Source organism: Streptomyces sp. CA189, assembly GCF_056428985.1.
Map to the genome: position 1 here is coordinate 1 of NZ_JBWJVM010000059.1, position 25441 is coordinate 25441.

The following is a 25441-nucleotide window of genomic DNA, read 5'->3' on the forward strand; positions in this document are numbered from 1 at the left end:
CGCCTCCGCGACCTGGCAGGGCTCTCGGACTAGCCGCGCGCCGCCGTCGCCGGGGCTGGATACATCCAGCCCCGCCGGCGTTTGAGGCGCGGGGTCTGGGGCGGAGCCCCAGGGGTCCGGGCGCAGCCCGGGGAACGGGCGAAGGGCGGGGAGGGGACTTCGCCCCGCGCAGCGGCGCGCTCAGGTGCGCAGGGCGTCCAGCTGGGACGTGAGCCACTGGGCCGGGGGGAGGGCCGTGGCGGCCACTGCCAGGCGCTTCGTGCGGTCCGCACGCTCCGCCGCCGGCATGGAGAGCGCGGCGTGCAGGGCCTCCGCCGTCGCCGTGACGTCGTACGGGTTCACCGTCAGCGCATCCGCGCCCAGCTCCTCGTACGCCCCCGCCCCGGTGGACAGCACCAGCACGCACCCCGCCTCCGAGACCACCGGGATCTCCTTCGCGACGAGGTTCATGCCGTCCCGCACCGGATTGACCAGCGCCACGTCCGCCAGCCGGTACGCGGCCAGCGACCGCGCGAAGTCGTCCTCTACGGAGACCAGTACCGGCTGCCAGTCGGCCGTGCCGAACTCCGCGTTGACCGCGGCCGCCAGCTCCCGCACCGACTCGGTGTACTCCCGGTAGACGGTCAGGTCCTGCCGGGACGGATAGGCGGAGGCCAGGTGGACCACCCGGCCGCGCCATTCGGGGTGGGCCGTCAGCAGCTCCCGGTAGGCCAGCAGCCCCCGCAGGATGTTCTTCGACAGTTCCGTCCGGTCCACCCTGACGATCGTCTTCAGCCCGCCGACCTCCGCCCGCAGCGCCGCCAGCTTGTCGTCCACCTCCGGCCGGTGCGCGAGCGCGCGCAGCTCGTCCCCGTCCACGCCGAGGGGGTACGGGGTCACGTGCGTGAACCGGGCTTCCCCGCGCCAGTCCCCGTCCGTGGTCCTCCGGCGGTGCTGCACGCCACGCTCGGGGCCGGTCGGAATCCACCCCTGCGCGATGCCCCGCACGTCGTCCGCCATCGCGCCGCTGATGAAGTTGTCCGCCCACTCCCGGGTGTGGAACCCCAGCCGGTCCGCCCCGAGCATCCCCCAGAGCAACTGGCTCCGGATGTCCTCCGGAAGCATCCCCAGGAACTCCGGCGACGCCCACGGCGTGTGCGTGAAGTGCCCGATCCGCAGGTCAGGGCGGAGTTCGCGGAGCATCCCGGGGGCCAGGGCCAGGTGGTAGTCCTGGATCAGGACCGTCGCCCCCTCGGCCGCCTCCTCCGCCAGCGCCGCCGCGAAGGCCTCGTTGTACGTGACGTACGAGCCCCACTGCCGCCGGAACTCCGCGTCGAAGACCGGCTCGCGCGGGATCTCGTACAGGTGGTGGTGGAGGAACCACAGCACGGAGTTCGCGATGCCGTTGTACGCGTCGTCGTAGACCGCCGGGTCGATCGGCAGCATCCGTACGCCCGGCTCGGCGACCCCGCGCCGTACCGCCTCCCGGTCCGCGTCCGACAGCGCCGCGCAGATCCACAGCGCCCCTGGCTGCTCCGCGAGGGCGGCGGAGAGGCCGGAGACGAGGCCGCCCCCGCCGCGGCGGGCACTGAGCGTGCTGTCCGTGGCGAGGGCGTACGAGAGGGGGCCGCGGTTCGCGGCGACGAGCACCTGGGAAGCCATGCGGCGAACCTAGCCCGCCTCGCCTCCGGTCAAACGTCAGCGCCTGCGCGTCCGCCGGACCGAGAGGAAGACCACACCGCCGAGTGCCGTGAGCGTGGCGGCCGCCGTGCCCATCATCCAGAGCTCCCGGCCGTCAGAGCCGGTGGTGGCCAGGTTCCCGCCCGAGGGGCTCGGGGGCACCGGATCCACGGGAGTCTCCGGCAGCGGTCGTGGCTGCTGCGTCGTGGGAGGCGTGGACGAGGGGGAGGGGACGGTGGTGGGTGAAGGGGTCGCCGACGCGGAGGTCGACGGCGACGGGGAGGCCGAGGTGCTCGGCGACGCGGACGTCGACGGCGAGGGCGAGGGCGACGCGGACGTCGAGGGCGACGGCGACGGGCTGGTCGGCGTAGAGGTCGACGGCGACGGGGACGGCGACGGCGACGGGTCCGGGATGGTGATCACCGGCGGGACCGGTGCGCACGCCGGGTCCTTCGAGCCGTCCTCGCAGTTGGTGCGGCCGCTCTCCGCGACCACGTTGTTCGTCAGCTTGCCGTCGCCGGTCAGCGGGTCGTCGACCTTCACCTCGTAGGTGATCGTCGCCGTCTTCCCCTGCGGGACGTCGCCCGTCCAGGACAGCTTCGGCGCCGTGTACGAGGCCGAACCGAGGTCCGCCGTGACCACCCCGTCGAAGGACGCGTCGTCCAGCAGCTCCGTCAGGTCGTCCGTCAGCTTCGCGTTCGGGTAGTCCAGGCTGCTGATGTTCTTCGCGGTGATCGTGTAGGTCACCGTGTCGCCGGGCGCGACCGACTTCGCGGGCGAGGCCGTCTTCTTCACCTCCAGGTCCGGCACCGGCACGGCCAGCGCGAACTGCGAGATGACGTACGTGTCCCCGCGGGTGCGGAACGTCAGGTCGGCGGAGGTGGCTCCGGCCGGCAGCGCGGCCGCCGGGATGTCGAAGGACTTCGCGTCGATGCTGAGGTTGTTGGCGTGCTTCGGTTGCAGCGCGCCGTCGGCCGAGCTGGTGAAGAAGTTGTCGGCCGCCCCGTTGGCGGGGTTGGCGATGTTCGCCCCGTTCACGCGGAACCGGTCGCCCTCGGTGTTCCAGTCGCCCTCGTACGCCGTCGCGCTCGCCCGGACCGGGCCGTCGCCGGTGCGGTAGAAGCCCGAGACCTTGACGGTGGTGTCCGGGCTGGTCGAGCGCTGGAGGACGTGGCCGCCGTAGACGTAGACGTTGCGCCGCTCGGGCGCGTGCTCATTCGGGCCGGGGTACGCGTACACGACCGTCAGGGACCAGCCGGCGACGCAGCCGCGCCCCTGCGGGGCCCAGATGTTGCCGACGGCCACCGTCACCGGGGAGCCGGTGGCCACGTCCGCGAAGGCGGCGGTGACGTCGGACTCGCCCGTGTAGTAGTGCGGGCCGCCCGTCCGCGCCGGGTCCTCGACCATGTCCGACGGGGTCACCGGCCGGGCGGCGCCCGAGCCGACCTTGACGACCGGGCGGGTGGTCAGCGGGTCCCCGGGGGCGCGCTCCACGTCCTCGCCGGAGACGTCGCACCGCTTGATGAGGTTCGAGCCGAGCTTGTAGGCGCCGTTGTTGCCGCCCCAGAAGAGCCGCGCGTACGCCACCTCCGCGCCCGGCGGCACGGTGAGCAGGCCGGTGCTGGAGGTGCCGGTGTCCGTCCGGAGCCCGGCCGCGTCGACCGGGCGTGCGACGAAGTCGTTGTTGTTCTTCGTGCCCCCGCCCCGCTGGACCTCGGCGCACTCGGCGGCCTCGGCGGGCGGTGCCTGCGGGCAGCCCATCACCGTGTTGCCCAGCGTGACGAAGTCCCCGTAGAGCGCCTCGTCGTACCGCTTCTCGAAGGGGGAGACCACCTCCGCGACGGCCGGTCCGCTCAGCGAGCCGAACAGCAGCGCCGCACCCCCGGCCGTCGCGAGGGCAGCTCCCCATACATGTCTGAAACGTATAAACCCCATGAAAGGGAAATTAGACCGATAGGGTCCGATTCGGCCGTTACGCCACGCGACGGCGCGCGTACTCCTCGATGTCCCGCATCGGCGGCCGCTCCTCGGTGTCCACGGCGTAGGTGTGCGGTACGAACCCCTCCGGGCCGCGCTCGAACTGCGTCAGCTCGGGGCGTACGAGGTGCCCGCGCGCGAGCCGCGCCAGCGCCGTGCGGTAGATCGCCGCGGCCATCCGCCCCAGTGCCTGGCCGTCCTGGTGCCGGTGCAGCCGGACGCCCACGTCCACCTGGGCCAGCGCGTCCAGCCCGGCCGTGTGCAGCGCGTCCACCAGCAGGCCCAGCTCGACCCCGTAGCCCACGGGGAACGGCAGCCGCTCCAGCAGCTCGCGGCGCACGGCGTACTCGCCGCCCAGCGGCTGGACGAAGCCGGCCAGCTGCGGCCAGTGGAGGTTGAGCAGGGGGCGGGCCACCAGCTCCGTGACCCGGCCGCCCTGGCCGTGGGCCTTGGAGGAGGCCGGGGCGGTCGGGCCGCCGAACTCCGGGCCGCCGAACTCCGGGCCGCCGAACTCCGGGCCGAGGGGGCGGTCGTACATCGCCTTGACGAACCGCACGTCCGGATCGGTCAGCAGCGGTCCGACGATCCCGGAGACGAAGGTGGACGAGAAATCGCGCAGATCGGCGTCCACGAAGCAGACGACGTCACCGCTGGTGACCAGCAGCGAGCGCCACAGCACCTCGCCCTTGCCGGGCAGCGCCGGGATCCGCGGCAGGACCTCGTCGCGGTGCACCACCCGGGCCCCGGCCTTGGCCGCGACCTCCGCGGTGCGGTCCGTGGAACCCGAGTCGATCACGACGAGCTCGTCCACCAGGGGCACCGGCAGGCCCTCGATCAGCTCGCGCCGGATCACCTCGACGATCTCGCCGACCGTCGCCTCCTCGTTCAGCGCCGGCAGCACCACGCTCACCGTGGTGCCCGCTGCCCGCTTGGCGGAAAGCAACTGGCCGAGCGGTCGGTCGGCGGCTGACCAGGAGCGGTCTGCCAGCCAGCGCTCCACCTCTTCCAGCACCTTCAGCACTCCCTGGTTCTTCACTGGTTTGGACCGAAATGTGATCCATCTCGCGGTTCGGACGGCTGTCTCAACCACCCGGGCCTTCGGTTACAGTCTTGAACAACGCGAAGGTCCACCGCATGCCGGGGGGCCCGCGTACAAACGCACCGGCGCGCCATAGAGCGCGTGTGCCGGTGCCATACCGCTCATCCAGAGGGGCAGAGGGACACGGCCCGTTGAAGCCCCGGCAACCCTCCAGTCGGTTCTCGCGATCGCGCATTCCAGCGCCGCCAGCGAGGTCCCCGGCTAGGGAAGGTGCCAATTCCGTCTCATGGCGAAGTGCGCCATGGGGAAGATGAGGAGAAAGGGCCTCGCCATCATGGCTGCACAGTCTGTCGCAACCTCTGCCGAAACCGTTGAAAACACCGCTTCGAGCACCTCTGTCGATCTCGGTCCCGCCACCGGCCTTTCCTGTCGTGAGTGCGGTACCCGCTTCGAGCTCGGCCCGATCTTCGCCTGCGCCGAGTGCTTCGGACCGCTCGAAGTCGCCTACGACCTGCCGCTGGGCGACCCGGAAGCCCTGCGCGCCGCCATCGAGGCCGGCCCGAACAACATCTGGCGTTACGCGCCGCTGCTGCCCGTCCCGGCGGACGTGGCCTCCAAGCCGAGCCTGAACCCCGGCTTCACCAAGCTCGTGGACGCGGCCAACCTGGCCAAGGAGCTCGGCGTCACCGGCAAGCTGTACGTCAAGGACGACTCCGGCAACCCGACGCACTCCTTCAAGGACCGCGTCGTGGCCATCGCCGTCGAGGCCGCCCGCGCCTTCGGCTTCACCACCCTCTCCTGCTCCTCCACCGGCAACCTGGCCGGCGCCGTCGGCGCCGCGGCCGCCCGCGCCGGCTTCCGCTCCTGCGTGTTCATCCCGCACGACCTGGAGCAGGGCAAGGTCGTCATGGCCGGTGTCTACGGTGGCGACCTGGTCGGCATCGAGGGCAACTACGACGACGTCAACCGCTTCTGCTCCGAGCTCATCGGCGACCCGCTGGGCGAGGGCTGGGGCTTCGTCAACGTCAACCTGCGCCCGTACTACGGCGAGGGCTCCAAGACCCTGGCGTACGAGATCTGCGAGCAGCTCGGCTGGCAGCTGCCCGACCAGATCGTCATCCCGATCGCGTCCGGCTCGCAGCTCACGAAGATCGACAAGGGTCTCCAGGAGCTCGTCAAGCTCGGCCTCGTCGAGGACAAGCCATACAAGATCTTCGGTGCCCAGGCCGAGGGCTGCTCGCCCGTCTCGACCGCCTTCAAGGCCGGTCACGAGGTGGTCCGCCCGCAGAAGCCGAACACCATCGCCAAGTCGCTGGCCATCGGCAACCCGGCGGACGGCCCGTACGTCCTGGACATCGCACGCCGCACCGGCGGTTACGTCGAGGACGTCAACGACGAGCAGGTCGTCGAGGCCATCAAGATCCTCGCCCAGACCGAGGGCATCTTCGCCGAGACCGCGGGCGGCGTGACCGTCGGCGTGACGAAGAAGCTCATCGAGAACGGGCAGCTCGACCCCACGCTGACCACCGTGATCCTGAACACCGGTGACGGCCTCAAGACCCTGGAGGCGGTGGCCGCCGACAGCGGCCAGACCGCCACCATCCGCCCCAGCCTGGACGCGTTCCGCGCCGCCAACCTGGCCTGATCCTCTTCTCCCTGCACCCCGGAAAGGCAGTAGCGCCATGAGCGTCAACGTCCGCATCCCCACCATCCTGCGCACCTACACCGGCGGCCAGGCCGAGGTCTCCGCCGAGGGCGCGACCCTCGAAGAGGTCATCCAGTCCCTGGAGGCGAGCCACCCCGGCATCGCCGCGCGCGTCCTGGACGACCAGGGCAAGCTGCGCCGTTTCGTCAACGTCTACGTCAACGACGACGACGTGCGCTTCGAGGGCGGGCTGCAGACGTCCACTCCGGACGGCGCCGGCATCTCGATCATCCCCGCTGTCGCGGGCGGCTGCTGAGCAGCCAACGGCTCGTAGAAACTGAATTGCCCCCTCCGTTACTAAACGGAGGGGGCAATTCTGCTTGGTTGGGCGCGGTAGAGTTGGGGAAGTCCCCTCCGCTGTTCTTGCCCGCCGCATATGAGCGGGCCGCGACAGGGTTGACATTGAGTCAACATGCAAGTGCGCTATGGGTCCTTGGCGAAGTTTGTCCGGCCCGAGTTGCCCTGGAATATTCTGGGTTTTCACCCTATTTCAATCTTTCGCCGTGTCCAGAATTCTCGTCGGAATGACCTGTTGCAGACAGCAGCGGTGCGGATACATTCAGCCCCGGTCGAGGCGTTCCGGCGCAAGTTCTGACCCGGGACCGCGAAGTGCGGTCCTGCGCAAGGGCCAGTAATAGGGGAGTTAGGCATGGCTCAGGGCACCGTCAAGTGGTTCAACGCGGAGAAGGGCTACGGCTTCATCGCGGTCGACGGTGGTGCGGATGTGTTCGTCCACTACAGCGCCATCCAGATGGACGGGTACCGCACCCTTGAAGAGGGTCAGCGGGTCGAGTTCGAGATCTCGCAGGGCCAGAAGGGTCCGCAGGCGGACATGGTCAAGCTCGCCGCCGGCTAGTCCGACCGCGATCGACCACCGACACGTACGGGGCCGCGCACAGCGGCCGCGCACGACGGCACAACGGCATATGTACGAGGGGCCCACATCCTGGACACGGGATGCGGGCCCCTCGTGCGTGGCGGCCCCGGCGCCCTTGCGGCGTCCGGCTGTTCATCCCGGGTTACCCGAAGCCGCTTGCACTCGGGGGGGTCGAGTGCTAATCATTGGCGTTAGCACTCTCCTGGTGAGAGTGCTACCTATACGAGGACCGGGTCAGTGAGGCCCGCAGGGTCCGGCGGGAAGAAACCGCCGGGCACGCAGGCCGTCCGTCGCGGGCGCGGGCGCGGTCCGGGAGCAATCCACCGCTGTCCGGGAGGACCACTTCAGATGGCCAAGATCATTGCGTTCAACGAGGAGGCCCGGCGCGGTCTCGAGCGAGGCATGAACCAGCTCGCCGACGCCGTCAAGGTCACCCTTGGCCCCAAGGGTCGCAACGTCGTCCTTGAGAAGAAGTGGGGCGCCCCCACGATCACCAACGATGGTGTCTCCATCGCCAAGGAGATCGAGCTCGAGGACCCGTACGAGAAGATCGGCGCCGAGCTGGTCAAGGAAGTCGCCAAGAAGACGGACGACGTCGCCGGCGACGGTACGACCACCGCCACCGTTCTCGCCCAGGCGCTCGTCCGCGAGGGCCTGCGCAACGTGGCCGCCGGTGCGAACCCGATGGCCCTCAAGCGCGGTATCGAGAAGGCCGTCGAGGCCGTCTCCGCCGCCCTGCTGGCGCAGGCCAAGGATGTCGAGACCAAGGAGCAGATCGCTTCTACGGCCTCCATCTCCGCCGCCGACACCCAGATCGGCGAGCTCATCGCCGAGGCCATGGACAAGGTCGGCAAGGAAGGCGTCATCACGGTCGAGGAGTCGCAGACCTTCGGCCTGGAGCTCGAGCTCACCGAGGGCATGCGCTTCGACAAGGGCTACATCTCGGCGTACTTCGCCACCGACATGGAGCGCATGGAGTCGTCCCTCGACGACCCGTACATCCTGATCGTCAACTCCAAGATCGGCTCGGTCAAGGACCTGCTGCCGCTCCTGGAGAAGGTCATGCAGTCCGGCAAGCCGCTGCTGATCATCGCCGAGGACGTCGAGGGCGAGGCGCTCTCCACCCTCGTCGTCAACAAGATCCGCGGCACCTTCAAGTCCGTCGCCGTCAAGGCTCCGGGCTTCGGCGACCGCCGCAAGGCCATGCTCGGCGACATCGCCATCCTCACGGGCGGCACGGTCATCTCCGAGGAGGTCGGCCTCAAGCTCGAGAACGCCGGTCTCGACCTGCTCGGCCGCGCCCGCAAGGTCGTCATCACCAAGGACGAGACGACCATCGTCGACGGCTCCGGTGACAGCGACCAGGTCCAGGGCCGCGTCAACCAGATCCGCGCCGAGATCGAGAACTCCGACTCGGACTACGACCGCGAGAAGCTGCAGGAGCGCCTGGCGAAGCTCGCCGGCGGTGTCGCGGTCATCAAGGCCGGCGCCGCGACCGAGGTGGAGCTCAAGGAGCGCAAGCACCGCATCGAGGACGCCGTTCGCAACGCGAAGGCGGCCGTCGAAGAGGGCATCGTCGCCGGTGGCGGCGTGGCCCTGCTGCAGGCCTCCTCGGTCTTCGACAAGCTCGAGCTCACCGGCGACGAGGCGACCGGCGCCAACGCCGTCAAGCTCGCGCTGGAGGCCCCGCTCAAGCAGATCGCCGTCAACGGTGGTCTCGAGGGTGGCGTCGTCGTGGAGAAGGTCCGCAACCTGCAGATCGGTTGGGGCCTGAACGCCGCGACCGGCGAGTACGTCGACATGATCGCGTCGGGCATCATCGACCCGGCGAAGGTCACCCGCTCTGCCCTGCAGAACGCGGCGTCGATCGCGGCCCTCTTCCTCACCACCGAGGCCGTCATCGCCGACAAGCCCGAGAAGGCCGGCGCCGCTGGCGGCGGCGGCATGCCGGGCGGCGACATGGACTTCTGATCCGCCCCCGGGCTCCGGCCCGAAGGTAGATCGGCTGTTCGCATCACGTACCGAGGGCGGTACCCCCTCCTGACGGAGGGGGTACCGCCCTCGGGCGTTTGCGCGGCCCTAGAAGCCGGTGGTGTCAATGTCGAAGCCGAACGGCTCCGGGACGTGCAGGGGCTGGCCGAAGGAGACCGTCGTACGGGAGCGGTATCCGTGCGGGGAGGGGTCCCAGAAGCAGGTGATCTCCGAGTCCTGCATGTCGACGACCAGGTAGACGGGGACGAGCAGGCCGTACACGTCCAGCTTTTCGTTCCAGTCGGCGTCTCTCGTGGACACCGAGGTGAACTCGGCTACTAGGGACAGAGCCGCACCGTCCGCGTGTCGGCCCTCCCCCTCGAAGGCCGCCTCATCCGCAACGAACAGGTCTGGCCCGTAGGCGCGCTCGGAGGCCGAGAACCGGAAGAGGAAGGGTGAGGTGTCCGCACCGTGTCCTTCGGGGGCGTGGGCCTCGATCTGCTTCCGGAGCGCACGCATGGGCCGGTAGTAGCGCAGCTTGGAAAACGGCGACACGACGATCTTCCCCCGGATGAGCTCGGCCTTGAAGCCGTCTGGCGTGTTCATCTCCGCAACCGTCTGCAGGAGCTCCTCGAATGTCGGCGGCCCCGACAGCGTCTCTATGGGTGTGGCCCGCTCGGTCATGATCGTCACCGTCATCCTCCGGATGGCGTGCTGTGCCCCTGAATGTGTGCCTCGTCCCAGGCTAGCGGCGGGCAGACCGCCGTGCCCGGCCTATGGGACGGACCGCCCCAGCCCCCCGACCTTTGGTTGACTGCAGACATGACTGATGTGTTCGTCAAGATCTGCGGGCTCAGGACCGCGCACGACGTCGAGGTCGCCGTGGCGGCCGGGACCGATGCCGTCGGCTTCGTGTTCGCGCCCGGCAGCCCGCGTACCGTCGATGCCGAGACGGCACGGGAACTCGCCGGGCACGTACCGGACGGGGTGCTCACCGTAGGGGTGTTCCGGGGGCAGTCCGTGGCGGAGGTGCGCCGGTTCACCGAGGAGAGCGGCGTACGGGGCGTGCAGCTGCACGGCGAGGAGGGCCCGGAGGACTTCGCGGCGCTGCGCGCCGAGGGCCGCACCCTGCTGCGGGCCACGGCGCGGCCCGTGGAGCGCTGCGGGGAGTACGGCGAGGACCTGCTGCTCCTCGACGCCCCGGACCCCGGCTCCGGCAAGCCGTGGAACTGGGGCTCGGCGGAGTTCTCCGCCCCCGCGGGCCGCTGGCTGCTGGCGGGCGGGCTGACGCCGGCGAACGTCGGGGAGGCCCTCACGGTCACCGGCGCCTGGGGTGTCGACGTCTCCAGCGGCGTGGAGAGCGAGCGCGGGGTGAAGTCCCCGGACCTCATCCGCGCCTTCATCACGGCGGCCCGGAGTGCGGGGTCCCGCCGGGTCTGAGGGTCGGGGCTGGGTGTCTTCAGCCGTCCGGCGCGTGAGGCGCGGAGTTCGAGGGGGGTCCGGGCGCAGCCCGGACCCCTTCCAGCCCGTCCGGCGTGTGAGGACCGGGTCAGGGCAGAGCCCTGGGAACGGGCGAAGGGCGGGTAGGGGACTCCGCCCCGCAGGGTCCAGCCACCCGCGGCAGACCGCCACGGCCCGCTAGATCTACGCCGAGGAGGAGCGGGCCAGGGTCGCGCCGGACCTCGGCCGGTACCCGCACACCGTCCTCTTCACCCTCAAGGACGAGCACTGCGACGGCCTCGGGACGGACCGGGGGCCGGCTGCCTGCCCGCGGGCACCTTCTCGTACCCGGGCGCCACCGCCGTCACGACAGAGGACCTAGGCCAGCGAGTCGATCCAGCGCTCCAGGCGACGCCCTTCCGAGGCCATCATCTCCGGGTCGCGGAAGGTGTTCGTGAGCAGCGAGATGCCCTGGTACGAGGCGATCAGGGCGACCGCGAGTTCGCGTGCGTCGCTGGTCCGGCCCAAGGCGAGGAACTGCTGCTCGGCCCAGTCGAGCAGCACCCGCATGACCTTGGCGAGGGTCTGGTCGAGGCCGTCGTCGCGCTTGTCGAGCTCGGAGGCGAGGGACCCGGTGGGGCAGCCGTAGCGGGCGGTGAGCTCGCGCTGGTCGACCCAGCCGGCGAGGAGGGCCTTCAGCCGGTCCTGGGGGGTGGGGAGTTCGTCGAGGGCGCTGATGATGCCCGCGAGGGTCTGGGCGTGGGCGTCGATGGCCGCCTCGACCAGCTGGTCCTTGGTCTTGAAGTAGTAGTAGACGTTGCCGAGCGGGACGTCGGCCGCGCGCGCGATGTCGGCGATCGTCGTCTTCTCCATGCCCTGTTCGTGCAGGACCTGGGCCGCGGCCGCGGCGAGGCGCTCGCGTTTGCCCCCGCGCTTCGTACCTGAGTAAGTCACCTGACTAAGTGTAGACGGGCGCCGCCCTGGAGGGCTATGGTCGTCCCAGGAGTTAGTCAGTCGGCTAACTCACTTCGCGGGTGGGAGCTGGGAGCCTTTCATGATCGTCATCACGGGTGCGACCGGAAACGTCGGCAGCGAGCTGGTACGGATCCTCGCGGCGGCGGGGGAACGGGTCACCGCCGTCTCCCGCCGGGCGCCGGAGGGCGCCCTGCCCGAGGGGGTCCGCCATCATCGGGCCGATCTCGCCGAGCCGCAGAGCCTGCGGCCCGCCCTCGCCGGGGCCCGGGCCCTGTTCCTGCTCGTCGCCGGTGAGGAGCCGCAGGGGGTCCTCGGCCTGGCCGCGGAGGCCGGCGTACGCCGGGTCGTACTGCTGTCCTCGCAGGGCGTCGGCACCCGGCCCGAGCAGTACCGGCACCCCGCCGACTTCGAGGAGGCCGTCCACCGGTCCGGCCTGGAGTGGACGGTCCTGCGCTCGGGCGGGCTCGACTCCAACGCCTTCGCCTGGGCCGAGTCGATCCGTACGCACCGCACGGCGGCCGCGCCCTTCGGGGACGTCGGGCTGCCGACGGTCGACCCGGCGGACGTGGCCGAGGTCGCGGCGGCCGTACTGCGGGGCTCCGGGCACGCGGGCCACACGTACGACCTGACCGGCCCGGCGCCGGTCACCCCGCGCGAGCGGGCCGAGGCGCTCGCGGGGGCGATCGGCGAGCCGGTGCGGTTCGTGGAGCAGAGCCCCGAGGAGGCCCGGGCGCAGATGCTGACCTTCATGCCCGAGCCGGCGGTGGAGGGCACGCTGTCGATCCTGGGCGCGCCGGTCGCCGCCGAACGGGCCGTCAGCCCGGCCGTCGAGCGGATCCTCGGGAGGTCCCCGCGCCCCTTCGCCGCCTGGGCGGACCGCTCGGCGGCGGCCTTCCGCTGACCGGCCCCGGCCCCTTCCCCTTCCCCCTCTTTCTCGTCCCCTCTTTCTCGTTCCCAACTCCCAGGAGCAGCAGCCATGCCCGTACAGCCCGTACTCGATTCGACGATCCACTACCGGGAGGCCGGTGTGCGTACCGGTGTGCCCGTGGTCTTCCTGCACGGGAACCCGACCTCCTCCCACCTCTGGCGGGAGGTCCTCCCCGCCGTCGGCGGCCCGGCCCGGCTGCTCGCGCCGGACCTGATCGGGATGGGGGACTCGGGCAAGCCCGACGTCGGCTACACCTTCGCCGATCAAGCCCGCTACCTCGACGCCTGGTTCGACGCGCTCGGCCTAGACGAGGCGGTGCTGGTCGGGCACGACTGGGGAGGCGCGCTCGCCTTCGACCGGGCTGCCCGGCATCCGGGGCGGGTGCGCGGGATCGCGTTCACCGAAACCATCGTCAAGCCGATGAGCTGGGAGGAGTTCCCGGAGGGCGGCCGCGAGCTGTTCCGGGCGATCAAGACGCCCGGGGTGGGTGAGGCGATGATCCTCGACGAGAACGCCTTCATCGAGCAGGCGCTGCCCGGAACCTTCGGCCCGGGCGCCCTGGAGGTCTACCGGGCGCCGTACCCGACGAGGGAGAGCCGGCGCCCGCTGCTCCAGTGGGCCCGGTCGATGCCGCTGGGCGGGGAGCCCGCCGAGGTGGTGGCCCGCGTGGCGGCGTACGGGGAGTGGCTCGCGGCGAGCCCGGACGTGCCCAAGCTGCTGCTGACCTTCGCCCAGGGGCCCGGGGCGATGACGGGACCGGAGACCGTCGACTGGTGCGTGGCGAACATGGCCGCCCTGGAACTGGCCCGGCACGACGACGTGCTCGCCGGGCACCACACCCCGGAGGACCACCCGCTGCTGGTCGCGGCGGCGGTACGGGACTGGGCGGGGCGGCACGGGCTGTGGGGGTGAGCCCGGTCGCCGAGACGGGGCGAAGGGCGGGCGGCTCGGGTCTTCCGTCCCCCCGGCGGCGGACGTAGGTCCCTGTCGGTGGGCCTTCCGCCCCGGGGAGACTTCGAAACATGGACACTCTGGATTCGGTGATCGTCAACGTCAACGATCACCTCTGGACCTACCTGCTGATTCCGCTGGTGGTCGGTGCGGGCCTGTACTTCACGGTCCGCTCCCGGGGTGTGCAGCTGCGCCTGCTTCCCGAGATGTTCCGGGTGGTGAAGGAGAAGACCCCGCCGCGCGCCGACGGCCGCAAGCAGGTCTCGTCCTTCGGCGCCTTCACGATCTCGGCCGCCGCGCGCGTGGGTACGGGCAACATCGCCGGTGTCGCCGCCGCCATCACCCTGGGCGGCGCGGGCGCCGTCTTCTGGATGTGGATGATGGCGCTGATCGGCGCGGCCTCCGCCTTCGTGGAATCGGCCCTCGCCCAGCTCTACAAGGTGCGGAACTCCAGCGGCGCCTACCGGGGCGGCCCCGCCTACTACATGCAGCGGGCGCTCGGTAAACGCTGGCTCGGGGTGCTCTTCGCGGTGACGATCACCGTCACCTTCGGCTTCGTCTTCAACGCCGTGCAGGCCAACACCATCACCGCCGTCGCCGCCGGGTCGCTGGCCGACGCGGACGGATCGAACTGGTTCTGCCCCTCGCTGGGCGTGCTGCTGGCCGCCCTGCTGGGCCTGGCCGTCTTCGGCGGGGTCAAGCGGATCTCGTCCATCACCACGGTCCTGGTGCCGGTGATGGCGATCGTCTACCTGCTGCTCGGCGCGGCGGTGGTCCTCCTCAACATCACCGAGTTCCCCCGGGTCATCGCGGACATCGTCGGTGGCGCCTTCGGCTTCCGCGAGCTGGCGGCGGGCGGTATCGGCGCGGCCATCCAGCAGGGCATCCGGCGCGGCATGTTCTCCAACGAGGCGGGCCTGGGCTCGGCCCCGAACGCGGGCGCGGCCGCCGAGGTCTCGCACCCGGTCAAGCAGGGCCTCGTACAGTCCCTCGGCGTCTTCTTCGACACCCTCCTGGTGTGCACGATGACGGCCTTCATCGTCCTCGTCACCAACCCGGAGCTGTCGGGCCGCCAGGGCGCCGACCTGACGCAGACGGCGCTGAGCGACACGCTGGGCGGCTGGGCCGGCCACCTGCTGACCGTGGTGGTCTTCATGCTCGCCTTCAGCAGCATGATCGGGAACTACTACTACGGCGAGACCAACATCCAGTTCATCACCCGCAAGCGGTGGGTCCTGCCGGGATACCGGGTGCTGGTCCTGTCGGCGGTCGTGCTCGGTTCGCTCGGCTCGGTGTCGGTCGTCTGGAACCTGGCGGACGTGTTCATGGGCCTCATGGCTCTGATCAACCTCGCCGCGATCATCCCGCTGTCGGCCATCGCCTTCCGCCTCCTGGACGACTACCTCGCCCAGCGCCGGGCGGGCCTGGAGCCGGTCTTCACCCGGGACCGCATGCCGGACCTGAAGGGCGTCCAGTGCTGGGACCCGGTCCGCACGACGGTCCCGTCGGCGCAGGCCCCGGAACGGGTGTAGCGGGCTGTCGGAGTGGGTCTCTACCAGACGCTCGGCATCCACATCGCCCCACTGGACAAGCTCTACGTGCCTGACCTGGTCGTCGTTCCGTCCGTTCTGGTCAGGGGTGTGGAAGCCGAGGTCTCTGACCCGGTCGACGCGGCCGAGGCGCTGCTCGTCGTGGAGATCACCTCCCGGAGCAATGCCGATGACGACCGGAAGAAGAAGCTCTGGGCCTACGCCCACGCCCCCGTGCCGGTCTACCTCCTCATCGACCGCTTCGACGAGCACGGCCCCACGGCCACCCTGTTCACCGAACCGCAGAACGGCGCGTACAAACACGCCGTCCGGGTGGCCTTCGGTGACGCGCTGCGGCTCCCCGAGCCCTTCGCGCTGACGCTCGACACGGGGAGCTTCCCGCACTGATCCGGGGCTAGGGCGTCTCTTTCGGATCTTGCCGGTCAGGCCCCCGGCGGCGGCGGAGCGGGCCCGCCCCACCGCCGCCCGGCGGGCGGTCTAGAAGCGCTGCACGAACTCGCACGTGCCCGGGACCACGGCGTCGAGGATGGCAGAGTCGGCCAGCAGCATGTCGAAGTCGCCGGCGTTCTCACCGCAGTTGATGCGATCGAATCCGCCGTTGCGGCTGAGGACGGTGTCGTTGCCGCCTCGCCCGTTGAAGGTGAGGGTGCTGCCGGGCGAGGCGTTCCAGCCGTCCGAGTCGGTCAGCCGGTCGGCACCGCTGCCGCCGACGAGGATGTCGTCCCCCTCCCCGCCGACGAGGTCGCTCGGGATCGCGGTGTTGTTGGTGGCCACGTCGTCGCGGTCGCCCATCGACGCCTGGATACGGGTCACCCCGCCCGCCGAACCGCAGCGGACGGTGTTGGGGTTGCCGAACTGGACACAGCCGGGGCCGGGGGTCAGGGGGTTCACGGCGTCGCTCACCGTAAGGAATCCGCTGCTGACGCTGAAGGTTACGTTGTTCGACTCTCCGGGCAGGGCGGCGAAGTTGATCTGGCTTCCGCTGCGCATCACGAACGCGGGGGCGGCGGACGCGGGGCCGGCGAAGGCCAGCGTCAGCGTGAGGGCGGCCAGGGCGGGGGCGGCGATGCGTGCCGTGCGGAGGATGTTCATGGGTGCTGTCCTTCGGTTGCCGAACGCGGACCGGGTCGAGGGCCCGTCGGTCCTGAGCGCTACCCAGAGCAACCGTCAGTTTCATATTATCTACCCATAGTTACCTCGTCTGCCGTACACAAGCCCCCGTCCGGCCCCCGCCGAGCGGGCTAAGCCGCTTCTTTCGGATCACCTGGCTGACCAGATGCGGATGGCGGCGAGGTGGAGTCCGGCGAGGTAGATGGTGGCGGTCTTGTTGGCGGCCTGCTCGGAGGGCTGTGGAGTCACCGCCCGGATCCCGCGCCGACGCAGGTGGGAGCGGATCGCGCGGGACGAGTAGGCCTTGTCGGCCAGCACCACGTCCGGTGCCACTCTCGGTCTGCCGACCGGCCGCGGAACTCGTAATCGGGCCATGATCTGTGGGAACGCGGTACTTGAACGCGATCGCGTCGATCACCTGCCGGTGATCACGCCACCGCCCACCCCGTTTCGGTGTCCGCTCCGGCATTAACGGCTCGATCCGCGCCCACTGCGCGGCAGTCAACGACACACGTCAACCAGCGATCAGATGATCCGAAGGAAACGCCCTAGACCGCCGGGCCCGAGACGGCGACCGGGCCGTCCTTCTCCACCGAGTCCACGACCGCCGTCGCCCGCAACGCCTCGACCTGGTCGGGGGAGAGGCGGGCGCTGAAGCCGTTGATGGCGTGGCGGTAGACGTGGACCGGGGTGATCCCGTAGGCGTCCGCGACGGCGGCCGGGTCGAGGCCGCGGTGCACGGTGACGATGTACGTCGGCCACTCGGCCGGGGCCGTACGGGACGCGGGAGTCGCGGGGACGGTGGAGGGGGAGGGGGCGGCGGCGTGCGCGGGCAGGGCGGCCGCGGCCGCCAGGGCGAGGGCGGCGAGGGTGGTCGGCAGGGTCCAGCTCGTACGGGTACGCATGACGGCGAGGCCACCACGTACGGCCGGTCCGGTCAACGACCTTCGGCGGCGCGCCGGTCGCGGGCGGGGGGCGAACAGCGGGAACCGTGAGTGCGCCCCTCGCCGGATGCGCGCGCGGTGCCTTCCGTACGGGTGAACCTGCCGGCCCGCGCCGCACGGGCGCGAGGTCGGCCGCGCAGGCGGGGAGGGCCGGGAGACCAGCGGACGGAATCCTTTCTTCAGTCGGTACGAGAATCAGCCCGCGCGGGCCCGGCACGCGTCCGTACGGGCGCGCCCGCCCGGTCAAGGCACGCGGCCGGCCAGCCGATGAACGGGAGGGCCGCACTCCGGGACGGGTTCCGCATGGGTGTTCCCGCCGAACGGAGGGCGGCTTCCGCATGCCGCCCTCCACCGTTCGGGAGTCCCTCGATGTCCATGCGCCTGCTCGCCCGCGCCGCCACCGCCGCCCTGCTCGCCGTCACCCCCGTGGCCGTCGGTTCCGCGTCCGCCGACGCCGCGCCCGAGCCCACCCCGGTGCCGCTGACCGTCTCGGCCAACGCCATCCCCGGCCAGTACATCGTGACCCTGGAGCCCGGCTACGACCCGGCCAAGGTGGCGGAGCGGCTGAACCTCAAGCCGAAGTTCCTCTACACCAGGGCCATGAACGGCTTCGCCGTCCCCATGACCAAGCTCCAGCTGGAGATCGCCCGCGTCAGCCTGGGCGTGAAGTCGGTGGAGGCGGACGCGAAGGTCTCGGCGCCGTCGAGGGCGGCGACGACGGCCACCGCCCTGCGCGGGCCGTCCGCCTCCTGGGGCCTGGACCGGATCGACCAGAAGAACCTGCCGCTCGACAACACCTTCACCACCCAGGGCAACGGCGCCGGGGTGACCGCGTACGTCCTCGACACGGGCATCGACTACAAGCACGACGAGTTCGGCGAGCGGGCCTCCTTCGGCTTCGACGCGATCAACGACGGCCGCAACGGCCAGGACTGCAACGGCCACGGCACGCACGTGGCGGGCACGGTCGCCGGCAAGACGTACGGGGTGGCGCGCAAGGCGAACGTGGTCAGCGTCCGCGTCCTGAACTGCGAGGGCACGGGCGACTTCTCCGGGATCATCGCGGGCCTGGACTGGGTGGCCAAGAACGCCAAGCAGCCCGCCGTCCTCAACGGCTCCCTGGGCGGCGACAAGTCCCAGGTGCTGAACGAGGCTGCGGACGCCGTGACGGACGCGGGCGTCCTGCCGGTCTTCGCGGCGGGCAACTCCTCGAAGGACGCCTGCCTGGTCTCGCCCGCGTCGGCGGGGAAGGTGCTCACGGTCGCGGCGAGCAACCGGTGGGACGAGGAGACCAGCTTCTCCAACTACGGTACGTGCGTGAGCCTGTACGCGCCCGGAGAGGCGGTCGTCTCCGCCAAGCTGGGCGGCGGCAGCAGGGCCGAGAGCGGCACGTCCATGGCCGCACCGCACGTCACCGGCGTGGCCGTCCTCTACAAGCAGGCGAACCCGTCCGCGACGCCGCAGGACATCGTCGAGTACCTGCGGGACGAGTCCACGAAGGACGTCCTGAAGAGCATCAGCAAGGGCACCCCGAACGAGCTGCTGTTCACCAACGGCCTCTGACGGCGGACACGACCACGTGGCGCTCACGCAGCGGCGCGGTTCCACCGAATCCGCGACCACGGCAGGGCCGGCTCGCTCCGGTCGGTCACCTCGCGCGGGGCGAGGTCCGCGATCGGAGCGGCCTCGCGGTGCCTCGCGTAGACGGTGTCCGACGTAGCGGTGGCCGGTGTCCGGGGCGATGAAGAGGACCGTGCGGTGGGGTGAGCGCTCGCGCTCGTGCCGCGCCGCGAGGTAGCAGGCGCCGGTCGACAGGCCGGCTAACACCGCGTGCCGGCGCAGCAGGTCGACACGGCCGGCGAGGGCGGTTGGGCCGCCTTCGCGGGACTGGCGGCGTACGGTTTCGCCCCGTTGAGCCTCGTGCTGCCCGTGCACCCGGGCGTGGTCGTGGCCGCCCACGCCGTCGCCGGGATCGGGATCGGGATCGAGCTCTTCAACGTGCCCTGGTTCACCGCCACCCAGCGCGAAGTCGCCCCGGACCGGCTGGCCCGGGTCTCCTCGCTGGACTTCCTCGTACCGGCGGCGGCCCTGGTACCGACGGCCCGCCACTTCTCGCGGAGCGCGCCGAACTCGGCGCGATAGCCTTTCGATCATGGGGGACTGGGAGGTGCGGCCGGCTCTGGTGGCGGACGTCGAGGCAGTGGCCGAGTTGAGGGCCGTGGTGCTGCGGGCGGATCTGGAGCGGCTCGGACGGTACGACGAGCAGCGGGTGCGGCAGCGGCTGCGGGACGGGTTCGAGCCGGCGCACACCTGGGTGATCGAGGTGGACGGTACGTTCGCCGGCTGCGTGTCGCTGAGACCGGCCGAGGACGCCCACTGGCTGGAGCACTTCTACCTGGCCCCACAGGTGCAGGGCAGGGGCATCGGTGCGGCCGTGCTGCGCGGACTGCTGGAGCAGCGCGACCGCAACGGCACCCGGGTCCGGCTGAACGTGCTCCAGGGCAGTGCGGCCCGGGGGCTGTACGAGCGGCACGGGTTCCGACTCGAGGCCGAGGATCCGGTGGACGTGTTCATGGTGCGCGAGCCCCGTCGCCGCTGACCTGGTCGGGACGGGCCCCCGGGTGGCCGCCCTGCGGTCGGGTGACCCGGATCCGGTTCGCGGTCTTCCCACTGCCGAACCCCGGCCCGAGGTGCGGAGCGGGGTCCCGTCGCCGACCCCTGTACGGCGACGGGACCCCGCTCCCCCTCCCCGGCTAGGGGATGGGCTTCTGGTAGGACCGGTCCCGGTCGGAGTCGTAGACCTGGGTGCCCCGGGCGTCGTAGCCGCGGATCCGCGGAGCCTGCGTGACGGCGCGCTCCAGGATCCCGGTGGCGGCGAAGTGGCCGTGGTCGAGCGCGGCTTCGACGGTCGTGCCGCCATAGGTGACGGTGACCCGGGTGACGGCGGGGGTGACCGTGCCGATGCTGCCCCAGCGGAAGGGGAGCTGCCACGCGCCCTCCCGGCGCAGCCGCTGGAGGTACAGCTTGCCCCCGTTGTCGTCGGGGGCGACGGCCCCGGCGGTGGGGTCGGAGCTCCCCCCGGAGGAGGTGCTGATGCCGCTCGCCCGGCCGTCCTTGATGCTGCAGATGATCCGGACGGCCTCCGGGGCGTCCTTCACGGCGACGATGTACTGGCCGTTGCCCGGGGAGTTGTCGTTGCCCGTACTGCGGTGCGCGAGCAGGATCCGGTACTCGGCGGCCTGCCCCAGGCCGCCCCGGGGGGAGCCGGTGGGGTGGGCCCGGTCGAAGTCGAGGCACTGCTCCAGCCCGGCGGCCGCGGCCGCGTAGGTGATGCCGTCGGCGAGCTGCTCGCGGGTCTCCGGCGGAGTCGGCCCGGGGGCCGGCGCGGGCGTCCGCGCGGCCTCGCTCGGTGACGGGTCGTCCGTGACGACCACCCGGCTCGCCGGTCCGGCGCCGTCGTCCGCGCCGCCGCCACCGCTCCCGGTGAACGCGATCGCCGTGGCCGGTACGACGGCCAGCGCGACCAGGGCCGCCCCCGCCACCGCCAGCCGGCGCCGCAGCAGCTCCGCGCGGCCCTGCCGCACGATCGCCTGGTACGGCACGGCCCCGGGCCGCACCCCCGCCACGCCCTGCGCCATCCGCACCCGCAGGTCGGACTCGAAGCCGCGCTGCCCGGCGGTCCCGTCGCCCCCGGCGCCCCGCTCGACGTCCAACCCGCCGTCCTGCTCCCCGTACTGCCGCCCGTTCACCGGAGCGCCCCCTGATCCGTCTCGTTCTTTTCGCTTCTCGTGTCGTACTCCGCCGTGACCTGCTCCAGCCCGGGCCACGCGCGGAGTTTCGCCAGCGCCTTGGACGCCTGGCTCTTGACGGTGCCGGGGGAGCAGCCCAGTACGTCGGCGGTCTCGGCCTCCGAGAGGTCCTCCCAGTACCGCATGACCACCACCGCCCGCTGCCGGGCGGGCAGTTGAGCGAGCGCCGCCATGAGCGCGCTGCGCTCATCGGCCCGGGCCACGGCGTTCTCGCGCACCGAGGTGTCCGGTACCGAGCCCGTCAGCCGCTCCGCGACCCGCCGCTTGCGGAAGCGGTCGTGGTTGCAACTGACCAGCATCCGGCGGACGTACGCCTCCGGACTGTCGCTGCGCGCCACCCGCCGCCAGGACCGGTACGCCTTCGCGAGCGCGGTCTGGGTCACGTCCTCCGCATCGTGCGGATCGCCCGTGAGCAGGTATGCGGTCCGCACCAGAGTGGTCCACCGCGCGGCGACGAAGGCCTGGAAGTGCGCTTCATGCTCGGCGTTCATCTCAACCCCCTCCTTCGCCCCCTTGACCACCACCCGCCCGCATTCGGTTGCCCGGCAGCACCAGGAAATCTGCCGGGGGCGGATCATGGTGATGGCAGAGTGTGTCCGTGAGTTACAGCATCTTCCTGCTCCGGTTCGCGGACGGAGAGGTCGTCGCGCTGGACACCGAACGGTTCCGGCAGGTGACGGCGCCGTGCGTGACGGCGACACACTTCGCCCGCGGCGCGATGTTCGGCGTGCTCGCCCGGCTGGCGGCAGCCCTCGGGGCTGCCATCGTCCCGCAGGCCGGTGACACGCTGATCTTCCAAGAGGAGGAGAGCCGCCACCTTCCCTCGGAGCTTCAGGGGAACGCGGTGGTCATCGTTCCCACGGCGGACGCGCTGCAGGCGGCGTTCGACGCGCGCTGAGCGTTTCCGCCCCCTCGGCTAGTGGAGGGTGGCCACGAAGGTGGACCAGGCGGGGGCGCCGAAGGTGAGGTGGGGGCCTTCGGGGTCCTTGGAGTCGCGGACGGGGACGATGCCGGGGTGGCCGTCGGCGACTTCCAGGCAGTCGCCGCCGTCGCCCGCGCTGTGGGTGGACTTGCGCCAGGTCGCCATCTCCAGGCAGTCGCCGCCGTCGCCGCCGCTGTAGCTGGATTTGTGCCACGTGGCAGTCGAGATGTCGTATTCAGGCCTGCTCGTCATGTGCGTAATCCTCCGCCACAGATTCGATCAAGGCCAGTGATTCACGTGGTGCCAGCGCGCTGGCGGTGAGGAGATCGTAGGTCAGGAAATGGCGTGCCAACGTGGCTGGATCGTCTACCAGCAGCCCTGTTGTGTGGCCGGCGAGATAGGCGAGCGGGGGTGCGTCGTCGAACGACATCAACTTGAGGGGGCCGTCCAGGGTTGGATGAGCACCCGCACTGAACGGCAGCACCTGGACGATGATCCGGTGGGCCCTGATCAGGTCCGCGAGATGCCGCGACGCCTCGGCCATCACCGACCGGCTCCCGATGACCCGACGGAGTACCGCCTCGTCGAGCACGCACCACAACAACGGGGTTGTTGGATCTGCGAGCAGCGCCGCGCGGACCAAGCGGGCTTCGACCAGGGCGTCGATGGCCGCCTCCGTGGCCGTCGGCTGGTACGCGCGGAAGACGGCTCGGGCGTAGGCCTCCGTCTGGAGCAGGCCCGGGATCAGCAGGGGCGCGTACTCGCGGATGGCCTTCGCCAGGCCCTCGGCCTCGGCGGCCTCCGTGAAGTGGTCGGGGTACTTGAACTTCGTCACGGCTTGGCAGTTGCGGGTGAAGAAGTCGTCCGTCCCGAGGATCTTGTCCATCTCGCGGCCGAGTTCCACCGTCATCCGGCGTGTGCCCGCTTCGAGTTGGCCGATGAAGGAGCCGCTGACGAAGAGGGGCTCGCCGAGTTTGTCCTGACTGAGGCCGGCCCTTTTGCGGGCGACGCGCAGTTCGGCGCCGAGCATGGTGCGGGGTGAGGAGAACGGGTCTACGTCCCCGGAATCTGGCATGGCAACTCCCCTTCCAACAGGTTTGGTTGTTGGAGCCTGGCCCCTTGAAGGCTAGCCAGCCCGTCGCCACTCTGAGTGCTGAACTCGACTACTCAGAGCGAAAGGTGACATGGCAAATGGCGCTCACACCGAAGGAGCGGATGCTGGCGGCCGAGGAGGCCGTGGGGCAGTTGAAGGCCGCGCTGACGGACGTAGGGGTGGTGTTCCCCTCGCTCGGGGTGGACGGGGTGTCGGCGGCGGGGTCGTACGGGCTGCCGCTGGTCGATCTGGGGCGCTGCAACCTGGACACCGCGCTCCGGCTGGCCGCCGTACTGCACGAGCGGGCTCATCCCTGAGGGGCGGTCGAGCCCGGGGAGCTCGCGCAGCGGGATCGACCCGGCTCACCGAGGCCGTCCGCCGCCTCGCCGCCGCCCACCGGGCCCTGTCGGCGGGTGCCGCCGGGATCCACACCCCGGCGCCGGTGGCCTGAGCGCCGTTGGGCCGTGGCGGTCGTCGTCCCCGGCCGTTCGGGGGAAACGCGGACGTGGTCCGCCCCTTCTGGAGCCCGGCGTGGGCATCGTCGACGAAACGAAAGAGGGACGCGATGCCGCTCTATTTGTCGAGGTTCAGCTACACGCCGGAGACCTGGGCGAGGCTGATGGCCCACCCCGAGGACCGGGCACAGGCCGCCCGGTCGTACATCGAGTCCGTCGGCGGGAAGCTGCACGGCTTCTGGTACGCCTTCGGCGCGCACGACGGCTACAACCTCTGGGAGGCTCCGGACGACGTGTCCATGGCCGCGGTCGCCCTGGCGATCAGCGGAGGCGGGGCGCTCAGCTCGTTCGAGACGACCGTTCTCCTGAGCGTCGATGACACGCTGGACGCCCTGCGGAAGGCCGAGCAGATCCGGTACCGGCCGCCGGGTGCGTCCGGTACCGCGTGAACCCGGCGATGGAAGACCTCTAGACCTTCACGGCAGCGAGGCGCGTGCCGCAGAGTGCGGTGAGGTCTTCCGGGTCCGAGGTGAGGACGGTGACCGGGCCGGGCGCCGCGAGTGCGGTGGCGGCGAGCATCGCGTCGATGGCGTACTTGTGCCCGTGCAGGCCGGCCTCACGGAGCAGGGTCGTGGCGGCGTGGGCGATCTCCTCGGTGACGGGCTCGACCACTACGCGGGACAGTGCCCACATGAGGGCGGGCATGTTGATCTTCGGGTGGACCACCTCGACGAGGGTGGCCGTACTGGTGATGACGCGCATGTCGTCCGCGAGGGCGAGGGCGAGCCAGCGGGTGATCGTGCGGTCCCGCAGTACGGCCTTCGAGAGTCCCTCGCTGTCCAGCACGAGGGTGCCTCCGGGCTTGCTGGGCTTCAGCGTCATGCGACGTCCTTCTGCTGGGTGTCGCCGGCGGACTGCCCTCCGTGGGCGCGGCGGAATTCCTCCCGGGTCGCGTCGATCTCCTCCGCGGTGATCGGTCCGTGCTCCGCCTCCGCGACGGCGACGAGCTCCGCCAGGTTGTCCCGTTCGATCTGGCGGGCCACGGCGGCGGTGACGTAGGCGGAGAGGCCGGAAGGGCCGCTGCGGGCGCGAGCGGCCTCGGCGATGTCGCGGGGCATGGAGATGGAGTACTTCTGGGTGGGCTCGCTCATGCCACCCATGCTACTTCCGATGCTACCGCCGCGTTCGGCGTGTGGGGCGTGGAGGTACATGTGCATAGGCTTTCGGCATATGCATGCCCGTGGATGACTTTTCGTGCGGGTTCGCTCGATGGGGTGGTGGGCCCGCCCTCAGTCCGTGCTCAGGCGGGCGTGGAGGTGTTCGTCGTGCCAGCCGTCCGCGTGGAGGAGAGCGCCGCGCATGGTGCCCTCCAGGGGGTAGCCGGCTTTCTGGGCGACGCGGCAGGAGGCCGGGTTGGCCACGGAGTGCGTGATGCGCAGCCGGTGCAGGCCGAGGTCGTCGAAGGCCCAGCGGGTCAGGACGGACAGGCCTTCGGCGGTGGCTCCGGTGCCGCGGGCGGTCGGGAGGAGCCAGTACACGAACTCGCCGCTGCCGCCGCGCAGGTCGAGGTCGGCAAGGCCGATCAGGCCGACCGCGGAGCCTCCGGCCGCGGGGGCCAGGGCCCAGACCGCCGAGCGTTCGGTGTGCCAGCGCTCGCGCCAGCGGGCGATGCGGGTGACGGCCCGGGCCTCGGTGAGGGGGTCCGGGCGGTTCCAGTGGCGGATGTCCGGGTCGGCGTACGCGGCCACGAGCGCGGGGGCGTCGTAGGACTCCCAGGGGCGCAGGCGCATCCCGCAGGGGAGGGCGTACGAGGGCTGGGCGAGGGCGGCCATCCGGCCCGACGGGACCACGGGCGGTATCGGGGCGGTCGGCGGGATGATCGGCACGGCGGGCGGTGAGTCGGTCATGCCGTCATCATCGGCCCGGGCCGTGGTGCCGCCATCGGGGGCCGGTCGCTTCAGCGGCCGTAACAACTGGCGGACATCTCGTCACGGTATGCGACATTTCATCCCTTTCTTCCTAGTCTCACGTCCCGG

At 71.1% G+C, this 25441-nt stretch carries 28 protein-coding genes, 2 pseudogenes and 1 riboswitch; of the genes and pseudogenes, 15 read left to right on the forward strand and 15 right to left on the reverse strand.

Annotated features, from left to right (window positions below; all coding sequences use genetic code 11):
- Positions 1 to 180: 180 nt before the first annotated feature.
- From AC061S_RS31920 to AC061S_RS31930, 3 genes are read right to left on the reverse strand one after another with little or no spacing between them, the layout of a single operon-like run.
- Positions 181 to 1641 carry an alpha,alpha-trehalose-phosphate synthase (UDP-forming) gene (locus AC061S_RS31920; protein ID WP_478689364.1) on the reverse strand — a complete coding sequence of 487 codons (1461 nt, stop codon included), beginning with the start codon at positions 1639 to 1641 and terminating at the stop codon, positions 181 to 183.
- 36 nt (positions 1642 to 1677) lie between these two features.
- Complete coding sequence (locus tag AC061S_RS31925; protein WP_478689365.1) at positions 1678 to 3594, reverse strand: DUF7927 domain-containing protein; 1917 nt, start codon at positions 3592 to 3594, stop codon at positions 1678 to 1680.
- Positions 3595 to 3631: 37 nt separating this feature from the next.
- On the reverse strand, positions 3632 to 4648 hold the full coding sequence (locus AC061S_RS31930; protein WP_478689413.1) for a glucosyl-3-phosphoglycerate synthase: 1017 nt from the start codon (positions 4646 to 4648) through the stop codon (positions 3632 to 3634).
- Positions 4649 to 4833: 185 nt separating this feature from the next.
- Positions 4834 to 4992, forward strand: a riboswitch (SAM riboswitch).
- Positions 4993 to 5009: 17 nt separating this feature from the next.
- On the opposite strand from AC061S_RS31930, the gene thrC reads away from it, so the two are divergent.
- The 4 genes from thrC to groL all read left to right on the forward strand — a co-directional run bounded on the left by thrC (position 5010) and on the right by groL (position 9228).
- On the forward strand, positions 5010 to 6320 hold the full coding sequence (thrC, locus tag AC061S_RS31935; RefSeq protein WP_478689366.1) for a threonine synthase: 1311 nt from the start codon (positions 5010 to 5012) through the stop codon (positions 6318 to 6320).
- Between the two features lie 37 nt (positions 6321 to 6357).
- Positions 6358 to 6636 (forward strand): ubiquitin-like small modifier protein 1, encoded by a 279-nt coding sequence (locus tag AC061S_RS31940; RefSeq protein ID WP_403717119.1) that lies wholly within the window; start codon positions 6358 to 6360, stop codon positions 6634 to 6636.
- A gap of 393 nt (positions 6637 to 7029) precedes the next feature.
- On the forward strand, positions 7030 to 7236 hold the full coding sequence (locus AC061S_RS31945; protein ID WP_008743607.1) for a cold-shock protein: 207 nt from the start codon (positions 7030 to 7032) through the stop codon (positions 7234 to 7236).
- A gap of 369 nt (positions 7237 to 7605) precedes the next feature.
- Entirely contained in the window at positions 7606 to 9228 is a 1623-nt protein-coding gene (groL, locus tag AC061S_RS31950) for a chaperonin GroEL (protein ID WP_478689367.1), read from the forward strand.
- 108 nt (positions 9229 to 9336) lie between these two features.
- On the opposite strand, the gene AC061S_RS31955 is transcribed toward groL, so the two are convergent.
- Positions 9337 to 9927: a Uma2 family endonuclease gene (locus AC061S_RS31955; RefSeq protein ID WP_478689368.1), complete on the reverse strand. Its 591-nt coding sequence runs from the start codon at positions 9925 to 9927 to the stop codon at positions 9337 to 9339.
- Between the two features lie 123 nt (positions 9928 to 10050).
- On the opposite strand from AC061S_RS31955, the gene AC061S_RS31960 reads away from it, so the two are divergent.
- Positions 10051 to 10668 carry a phosphoribosylanthranilate isomerase gene (locus AC061S_RS31960; protein WP_478689369.1) on the forward strand — a complete coding sequence of 206 codons (618 nt, stop codon included), beginning with the start codon at positions 10051 to 10053 and terminating at the stop codon, positions 10666 to 10668.
- A gap of 378 nt (positions 10669 to 11046) precedes the next feature.
- On the opposite strand, the gene AC061S_RS31965 is transcribed toward AC061S_RS31960, so the two are convergent.
- Positions 11047 to 11622, reverse strand: a complete 576-nt coding sequence (locus tag AC061S_RS31965; protein WP_478689370.1) for a TetR/AcrR family transcriptional regulator — start codon at positions 11620 to 11622, stop codon at positions 11047 to 11049.
- Positions 11623 to 11722: 100 nt separating this feature from the next.
- Between AC061S_RS31965 and AC061S_RS31970 the strand changes: the two genes are divergently transcribed.
- From AC061S_RS31970 to AC061S_RS31985, 4 genes are all read left to right on the forward strand, one after another.
- Positions 11723 to 12544 (forward strand): SDR family oxidoreductase, encoded by an 822-nt coding sequence (locus AC061S_RS31970; RefSeq protein ID WP_478689371.1) that lies wholly within the window; start codon positions 11723 to 11725, stop codon positions 12542 to 12544.
- A 75-nt stretch (positions 12545 to 12619) separates the two neighbouring features.
- On the forward strand, positions 12620 to 13483 hold the full coding sequence (locus AC061S_RS31975; protein ID WP_478689372.1) for a haloalkane dehalogenase: 864 nt from the start codon (positions 12620 to 12622) through the stop codon (positions 13481 to 13483).
- A 110-nt stretch (positions 13484 to 13593) separates the two neighbouring features.
- Positions 13594 to 15054, forward strand: coding sequence for an alanine/glycine:cation symporter family protein (locus AC061S_RS31980; protein WP_478689373.1), 1461 nt, complete (start codon positions 13594 to 13596; stop codon positions 15052 to 15054).
- Positions 15055 to 15066: 12 nt separating this feature from the next.
- On the forward strand, positions 15067 to 15459 hold the full coding sequence (locus tag AC061S_RS31985) for a Uma2 family endonuclease (protein WP_478689374.1): 393 nt from the start codon (positions 15067 to 15069) through the stop codon (positions 15457 to 15459).
- Positions 15460 to 15549: 90 nt separating this feature from the next.
- On the opposite strand, the gene AC061S_RS31990 is transcribed toward AC061S_RS31985, so the two are convergent.
- The 3 genes and pseudogenes from AC061S_RS31990 to AC061S_RS32000 all read right to left on the reverse strand — a co-directional run bounded on the left by AC061S_RS31990 (position 15550) and on the right by AC061S_RS32000 (position 17087).
- Positions 15550 to 16164, reverse strand: a complete 615-nt coding sequence (locus AC061S_RS31990; RefSeq protein WP_478689375.1) for a hypothetical protein — start codon at positions 16162 to 16164, stop codon at positions 15550 to 15552.
- Between the two features lie 231 nt (positions 16165 to 16395).
- Positions 16396 to 16578: pseudogene (locus AC061S_RS31995) on the reverse strand (IS5/IS1182 family transposase); the annotation flags it as partial.
- A gap of 152 nt (positions 16579 to 16730) precedes the next feature.
- A complete protein-coding gene (locus AC061S_RS32000; RefSeq protein WP_478689376.1) occupies positions 16731 to 17087 on the reverse strand; it encodes a protease inhibitor I9 family protein in 357 nt (118 codons plus the stop codon).
- A gap of 414 nt (positions 17088 to 17501) precedes the next feature.
- Between AC061S_RS32000 and AC061S_RS32005 the strand changes: the two genes are divergently transcribed.
- The 3 genes and pseudogenes from AC061S_RS32005 to AC061S_RS32015 all read left to right on the forward strand — a co-directional run bounded on the left by AC061S_RS32005 (position 17502) and on the right by AC061S_RS32015 (position 19725).
- Positions 17502 to 18689, forward strand: coding sequence for a S8 family peptidase (locus AC061S_RS32005; RefSeq protein ID WP_478689414.1), 1188 nt, complete (start codon positions 17502 to 17504; stop codon positions 18687 to 18689).
- A 303-nt stretch (positions 18690 to 18992) separates the two neighbouring features.
- A pseudogene (locus AC061S_RS32010) lies at positions 18993 to 19268 on the forward strand (MFS transporter); the annotation flags it as partial.
- 10 nt (positions 19269 to 19278) lie between these two features.
- The gene (locus tag AC061S_RS32015; RefSeq protein WP_478689377.1) at positions 19279 to 19725 is read left to right on the forward strand and encodes an N-acetyltransferase family protein; all 447 of its coding nucleotides are present in this window, start codon (positions 19279 to 19281) and stop codon (positions 19723 to 19725) included.
- A 154-nt stretch (positions 19726 to 19879) separates the two neighbouring features.
- On the opposite strand, the gene AC061S_RS32020 is transcribed toward AC061S_RS32015, so the two are convergent.
- Together AC061S_RS32020 and AC061S_RS32025 are read right to left on the reverse strand one after the other, a co-directional pair.
- Complete coding sequence (locus tag AC061S_RS32020) at positions 19880 to 20875, reverse strand: hypothetical protein (RefSeq protein ID WP_478689378.1); 996 nt, start codon at positions 20873 to 20875, stop codon at positions 19880 to 19882.
- Positions 20872 to 21426 (reverse strand): SigE family RNA polymerase sigma factor, encoded by a 555-nt coding sequence (locus AC061S_RS32025; protein WP_478689379.1) that lies wholly within the window; start codon positions 21424 to 21426, stop codon positions 20872 to 20874. Before AC061S_RS32025 ends, AC061S_RS32020 begins: the two co-directional genes overlap by 4 nt.
- Positions 21427 to 21533: 107 nt before the next feature.
- Here AC061S_RS32025 and AC061S_RS32030 point away from each other — a divergent pair, with 107 nt between their 5' ends.
- Complete coding sequence (locus AC061S_RS32030) at positions 21534 to 21833, forward strand: hypothetical protein (RefSeq protein ID WP_478689380.1); 300 nt, start codon at positions 21534 to 21536, stop codon at positions 21831 to 21833.
- 18 nt (positions 21834 to 21851) lie between these two features.
- On the opposite strand, the gene AC061S_RS32035 is transcribed toward AC061S_RS32030, so the two are convergent.
- Both AC061S_RS32035 and AC061S_RS32040 read right to left on the reverse strand, forming a co-directional pair.
- On the reverse strand, positions 21852 to 22109 hold the full coding sequence (locus tag AC061S_RS32035; protein ID WP_478689381.1) for a DUF397 domain-containing protein: 258 nt from the start codon (positions 22107 to 22109) through the stop codon (positions 21852 to 21854).
- A complete protein-coding gene (locus tag AC061S_RS32040; protein WP_478689382.1) occupies positions 22093 to 22932 on the reverse strand; it encodes a helix-turn-helix domain-containing protein in 840 nt (279 codons plus the stop codon). The genes AC061S_RS32035 and AC061S_RS32040 overlap by 17 nt, the downstream gene beginning before the upstream one ends.
- Before the next feature lie 116 nt (positions 22933 to 23048).
- Here AC061S_RS32040 and AC061S_RS32045 point away from each other — a divergent pair, with 116 nt between their 5' ends.
- Together AC061S_RS32045 and AC061S_RS32050 are read left to right on the forward strand one after the other, a co-directional pair.
- Entirely contained in the window at positions 23049 to 23267 is a 219-nt protein-coding gene (locus tag AC061S_RS32045) for a hypothetical protein (RefSeq protein WP_478689383.1), read from the forward strand.
- A gap of 248 nt (positions 23268 to 23515) precedes the next feature.
- Positions 23516 to 23854: a GYD domain-containing protein gene (locus AC061S_RS32050; protein WP_478689384.1), complete on the forward strand. Its 339-nt coding sequence runs from the start codon at positions 23516 to 23518 to the stop codon at positions 23852 to 23854.
- A 19-nt stretch (positions 23855 to 23873) separates the two neighbouring features.
- Here AC061S_RS32050 and AC061S_RS32055 read toward each other — a convergent pair whose 3' ends face one another.
- From AC061S_RS32055 to AC061S_RS32065, 3 genes are all read right to left on the reverse strand, one after another.
- Positions 23874 to 24287, reverse strand: coding sequence for a PIN domain-containing protein (locus AC061S_RS32055; RefSeq protein WP_478689385.1), 414 nt, complete (start codon positions 24285 to 24287; stop codon positions 23874 to 23876).
- Entirely contained in the window at positions 24284 to 24556 is a 273-nt protein-coding gene (locus AC061S_RS32060; protein WP_478689386.1) for a CopG family transcriptional regulator, read from the reverse strand. Before AC061S_RS32060 ends, AC061S_RS32055 begins: the two co-directional genes overlap by 4 nt.
- Before the next feature lie 138 nt (positions 24557 to 24694).
- Complete coding sequence (locus tag AC061S_RS32065) at positions 24695 to 25312, reverse strand: GNAT family N-acetyltransferase (RefSeq protein ID WP_478689387.1); 618 nt, start codon at positions 25310 to 25312, stop codon at positions 24695 to 24697.
- Between the last annotated feature and the right edge of the window lie 129 nt (positions 25313 to 25441).